Source organism: Arcobacter sp. s6 (genome assembly GCF_040884245.1).
In the GTDB taxonomy this organism is placed as follows: domain Bacteria; phylum Campylobacterota; class Campylobacteria; order Campylobacterales; family Arcobacteraceae; genus Aliarcobacter.
In genome coordinates, this window is sequence record NZ_JBEVTN010000028.1 from 1 (window position 1) to 5,954 (window position 5,954).

The following is a 5,954-nucleotide window of genomic DNA, read 5'->3' on the forward strand; positions in this document are numbered from 1 at the left end:
TATAAGAATACTTTTTAACTCCTCAACTGGCCAAGTGTTTATGCGTTTGGGTGGCCAAGTGCATGCGTCTCAACAATTGAGAAATTAATTAATATTTTTTAAGTTATAAATTTGTCTTTAGCTGATTTGTATTGAACTATATAGATATACCATTTATCTACGTATGGGGAGGATGGCATATTAACTGGCATACTTTAATATTATACAAAGTAAAATATTACTAAGATTCGGAGTTAGAAAAGAACGGTTCGAGTCCGACTACCTCCATATAACAATAATTAATTTATTTTAAATACTTTAATAAAATCCCAATTTCATAATATTCTACAATAGAAATATTTCCCATCATAAAACCCTAAGTCTTTCAAACCTAAAATCATCTTAGAAGTTCGATAAATTGACTATTCCTTTTTTCTATAAATATTTTTTTAATATATTTTTATTTGAAATCAAAAAGTAACATTTTAAACACCCTACTAGCCGGTGATTTAAAGAGTAAAACTAAAAGTAAATATTACAAAATTGGGATATTTTATTACAGAAAGTGGCTTTTTATCGAAATTAGATTAAAAAATTGGGATTTTATTTAGAAAAATATTACAGATTCTTTTAATATTTCAATCTAAATATTCCTGAATTGGGATTTTGATGAAAAAAGAATTAGTCGTGGTACAAAGAAACAAATTCATAAGAGGTGATTTTTCTTTTTTAGAAGTAAGAGATATAAAAATACTCAAGCTTCTTGTATCTAAAGTAAATGCAACAAGTAAAGAGTTTAATGATTACTACTATTTTACAAAAGATGAAGTTAGAACATTTGAATTTAATGAAAGAAATATCCATAGTTATATTAAAACAAGTCTAAGAAAACTAAGCTCAGTATTTGTAATAATTAAAAATGATGATAAAGAAGAAGTTGAGATTTCTTTAGTTGGTAAAATAATCTATGATAAGAAAAATGGCATTTATAAAGTTCCATTATCAAGTGATTTAAAAGAATATCTTTTAGATATTAAAAAAGAGTTCACAAAATATAAACTTGAAAATTTAATAAATCTAAAAAGAAAAGAAGAGATAAAACTATATGAATATTTTAAAAGCATTAGTTTTGAAGTATTTGTAGTTTCAATAGATAATCTAAAAGCTATTATGGAACTAAACAAAAAATCTTTTGAATCATTTTTTAATTTCCATAAAAAATTAAAAGAATCTATTTTAACTATAAATACTTATACAGATATACAAATAAACTTTAAAATACTAAAAGTAAATAAGCAATCAAAAAATATTCAATTTAATATTAAACGATTTGAAATATCAAAAACTTCATTTCTAACAATAGAAAATCTAATTTCAAAATACTCAAATAAAAATATCATGCTAAATAACGACCTATACACCGTTAAAACTCTCGAACTAAGTGAAGGTTATGTAATTCTATCAGTTTACTCGAAAGAGTTAAATTTGGTTGGTAAATTGAAGTTTAGGAATTTGGAGGATTGTGATGGGTATTTAGAGAAAGAAATACATCCTATAAAATAAATATAGGATGTATAGGTAATATAAGTTATTTTAGAATTTATTTGTAAAAATTTCTAGTTTATACATTCGTTCATCTATTTCATTTAATAAAATAAAGTATTCTTTAAATAAATTAAATATTTCTTTTAATAATGTAATGTTACGAAGATTTGTTTTATTTATTTTGGCTTTTTTTAATAAAATAATAATTTCTTCATTTTTATCAAAAAATTTACTTGCGTTACTATATATTAAATCTATTGATGCTTTAGATATTACATATTTATTTTTTCTATTCAAACTATTCAGTAATTGAGGGAAAAGTACTCCAGAGATTCCTATATGTGAATCATAATCCATTTTTGGTAATTTTTTCATTTTTTTTCCTTTCTCCTATAAATCTTATCTTGATTTATAGGATTTATAAGTTTTTTAATCTTTTTATAAAAATTTAGGTGGTAACCATTGATTAATACTAACTTCATGTAATTCAAGTTTATGTTTTATTTTAAAGTATTGCCAACATTTTAATAAATTTGCATAAACTTTGGCATTATTACCTTTGGAATCTTTTGCATTTGGGATAGTTATTAACTCATCATTAATACAATGTTTTTTTAATAATTTACCAAATGCTGTTTTTTGATCATAAACTTTGTTTCCACTTTTTCTAGTAAAGTTAACAAAAGAGTTATAAAGCTCTTCATTTGATATTTTGAATCCTCCATCTGAAGTTAATTCATAATTCGCTTCAAAAATTCTATTTTCTTCTATATTTGATAACCACCAACTTTGGATATTATTTAATGTTTGAAGTTGTTGCTCTAATAAAATCTTATTCTTCAATGGTTTTCTAAGTAATGGTTTCCATTCTTTTATATCAAATGTACTTAGTTGATACATTAGAGTTTCATAAAAACCAGGAGTTTTGTATAGTTCACGTAATTTAGAAAAATATTCATTATCTCCTGCTCTATGATTTGAAACTATTGGATACTTAGTCCTTCGAGAAGTTCCTGTTTCTTGGATTATTGAGTCTTCGTTGCTGTCAAGAAGGACTCTACATAAGTTTGGGGCCATATAAGTAGGTCCATTTTTAATTTCATAACTTGTGTGACTTTCTGTGACCAAATGTTTGAACTTAGAATTTAAACTTTTATTATAATTTAACTCAGCGGCTTCATTATAATAAATAAATAACTTATCAGAAAGATGATGATTAAATTTTGAAAAAATTGTATCACTATCGGATGAGACGAATGAATATCCATCTAACAATTCAACAATGGGGTCAATTGCTGTGCCTTTTCCAGCACCTTGTCCTGATAATAGAATTAAACAAACGCCTACTTTTTCAAGAGGTTCCTGAATAATTTGTGCAAAAAAAGTCCAAACTATACCATACATTATCTCATCACCTGAACATATGACATTTTTTAATAAATCATGATACAAAGATATATCAATAAGATTTTTTGGCTCATACTTAAATCCTCTAAATAAGTTATAAATATTTTTAGCACATTTATTTGAAGGATCAAATGTAATATCTATAAATTCTTTCCGTTCTGATGATTCCATCCAAATATCAACTGGATTTAATTTTTCATACTTTCCTGAAGAATAATCAAAAACTTTTATTTTTTTATTTTTAAAGAAGTTCTTTATATCACCTAATCGATAAATAGTTAACTTTTTTTTATTCATATCTATTATAGAAAAATTACCATTCATTAATAAAACAGCATAATCTTTCATAGCTTCTAATGCTTTTTTTTCTTTTATACCATTAAAAATTTTTTCACAAAAGCTATTATTATCACCTAAAAAACCTTTCTCTTTTAATATCTTTTTAATTTCTATAATTTCAGTTGGAACTAATATTTCATCAAATAATAAATATTCAAGTGCAATTAAACATTTAATTTTATACTTATCATCAGCCTTTAAGTTTTCTAAAATATTTTTAATACTATTGAAATCAAAATTAATTTTATATTCACAACCACCTCTTGAAAAACTAACTAATTTAGAATTAAAAATCCCTTTTTTTGAAATATAAGCTTTTCCTTTTTTCTCTACTTCAAGAAAATCGTTATAATATTCTTTATCATTAGATAATAATGTATCTAATATTTTAACTTTATTCCCATCTTGTTTTATCAGAAAATCTTGGCATGAAATTTCATTAAACTCAATAAATTTTTTCACAATTTTTTTTGCCTCAATTCCATCAACACCATTTGAAATTAAATCTTTTTCTTTTTCTTCAATAAAGAGATTTTTCTTTTCTTGAATTTGTGGTGCAATGGATTTTTTATAATCTTCGAAAGTACTTCTATAATCTGGAAGTTTTGAAGGATCAAATTTTGATAAATCTAATGCTTTCTTTGAACCTTGATTATGAAAGATAGTTGGTTTCTGTCTTATTTCCAATGGGTGAACTACAATTGGTCTTGCTTCAAAAATAAGTCTTGAACATAAGCTTGTTAGAGGAGAAAGATCAATTAATGTTCTAAAAGCAACACTGCCATTTTTATAAATTTTTCCATAACATAGCCCTACTTCTAAAGATTTTCTTTTTATGTATTCGATAAAGTTGTTTAAATTTTCTTTTGTACAATTATATACTGAAATATACATATGAAAACCCGTATTATAAATATATGAATTAGTTTGAGAATTAAATACACTTGAACTTGAACTGGGTCTAATAAATAATTCACATTCTTTTAATTCTGGAATTATTTTAATCATTGCAGATAAGAAATCTTGTGGATTTATTATCTGCTTCATATATTCAGGCATTGATTCATCATTGTCTAAATCAAATGCCACTACGGATTCTGGTGTTTCTTTAAAACAATGATTAGTTCTTGAAATTACACTATATTCAATAGCTTCTTTACCACTTGGTACAATTGAACCTTGTAATAAATTATTACGTGGAATACCAGCAATTATTGCTTGATTTGAATCTAAAGTATTAAAATAATTATCTAAACTTGATAAATCATTTATTTCTAATACTCTAAAATCACCTTTACTCATATGAGCATTTGCATTTTTTACTATTTTGTTATCAGCATCTAAATAAAATGTTTTATTTAAATTAACACCATTAGCAGTTACTTCTGTAAATTGTGTTTTCATTATCTTACCTCTGTATTATTTTTTATATAAGAAATTAAGCTCGCAACTTCTATTAATCTAACTTTAGGTGAAGGAAGATAACTATTTATCTTCTTATTAATGATTAATGATTTTATGTAGCTTTCAGAACAATTTATCATTAATGATGCTGTTGAAATTCTTACAAAATCTCTTTCAACTTCTCTTCTTTTTAAATCATCAAATTCTGATTTAGACATTTTTTTACTTGTAATTGGTGACATGTGAATCCTTTTATTTTTTTCAATCTGTACTATTTTCATTTTGATACAAGTACATTGGCATAATTAAAACAAAAAGAGTTTCCGAATTGATATGGAGTTTTTTTAACACAAAAGTTGTAATTATTTACTATTTATATTACTATATGTTATATTTGATACATTTCTGATTGATTTTTGATTTTTTGAAGAAAAAAGTGTTGTTTTTCTATTTAAAAAATTAACACTTTAGTTTAATTAAATTTTATTAATAATTATAGATCTCAAGATGATTTCTCTGTATATGCAAATAGTTCAATATATTTTTTCTCATTAATATAAACTTTTGCTATCCTTCTAAGAAGATAATAAGTACTTCTTCCAATATCTAATTCTTTATAAATTGTATTTTTAGAAGGTCTATTTTGTTTTGGCAACAATTCATAATCATAAATATATAATATTTTCAATATATTTTCTAAATCAATAATATACTTTTTTACATTTGTTGTTTTTTTATTATATATAATCTTATATTTCTCATTATCATCTATTTTCAAATTCTCAGAGTAGCTATTCTTTAATTTTTTGATATAGCTTATTAATTCTTCAATTGGTAAAAACAAATTTATGTTATTTAAAGTTGTAAGTGGAGAAATAGTATTTAGTTCATAAATAGGTCTTTTGAAATTAGGTGTTATTTTAAAATTAGTTAAATATATTTTCAATAAATCTTGAACATATTTTTTAGTAATTCTCATATAACTTCCATCTATTGGATTAGTTAAAAAATATGGAATAAAAACTTTGTTTTCATTATTTAGATATTCAATTTCAAGATATTTTAAAGGAAAAGAAAAATCATTTAAATGATTTTGTATAATTTTGTGAAAACCTGAAGTATCAATATCTAATGACTCAATATCATCATTTAAAGATACTTTCAATTCGTGTTGTAAATCAGTTAAATATCCTATTATATTATTAACTCAACTTTCGCACATAAAAAAATCATCAATTTCTTATGTATAAAAGCTTTATAAAGCCCATAAATAGACACTT

The 5,954-nt window shown here is 23.5% G+C and carries 5 protein-coding genes; 1 reads left to right on the forward strand and 4 read right to left on the reverse strand.

Features of this window, described 5'->3' with window-relative positions; all coding sequences use genetic code 11:
- Nucleotides 1-648 precede the first annotated feature (648 nt).
- Complete coding sequence (locus ABVS04_RS14690) at nt 649-1,542, forward strand: replication initiation protein (RefSeq protein ID WP_368031530.1); 894 nt, start codon at nt 649-651, stop codon at nt 1,540-1,542.
- Nucleotides 1,543-1,572: 30 nt separating this feature from the next.
- Here ABVS04_RS14690 and ABVS04_RS14695 read toward each other — a convergent pair whose 3' ends face one another.
- The 4 genes from ABVS04_RS14695 to ABVS04_RS14710 all read right to left on the reverse strand — a co-directional run bounded on the left by ABVS04_RS14695 (nt 1,573) and on the right by ABVS04_RS14710 (nt 5,839).
- A complete protein-coding gene (locus ABVS04_RS14695) occupies nt 1,573-1,899 on the reverse strand; it encodes a hypothetical protein (protein ID WP_368031531.1) in 327 nt (108 codons plus the stop codon).
- 63 nt (nt 1,900-1,962) lie between these two features.
- Complete coding sequence (locus ABVS04_RS14700) at nt 1,963-4,674, reverse strand: primase-helicase family protein (protein ID WP_368031532.1); 2,712 nt, start codon at nt 4,672-4,674, stop codon at nt 1,963-1,965.
- The gene (locus ABVS04_RS14705) at nt 4,674-4,916 is read right to left on the reverse strand and encodes a hypothetical protein (RefSeq protein WP_368031533.1); all 243 of its coding nucleotides are present in this window, start codon (nt 4,914-4,916) and stop codon (nt 4,674-4,676) included. The genes ABVS04_RS14700 and ABVS04_RS14705 overlap by 1 nt, the downstream gene beginning before the upstream one ends.
- 260 nt (nt 4,917-5,176) lie before the next feature.
- Nucleotides 5,177-5,839 (reverse strand): hypothetical protein, encoded by a 663-nt coding sequence (locus ABVS04_RS14710; protein WP_368031534.1) that lies wholly within the window; start codon nt 5,837-5,839, stop codon nt 5,177-5,179.
- Nucleotides 5,840-5,954 lie beyond the last annotated feature (115 nt).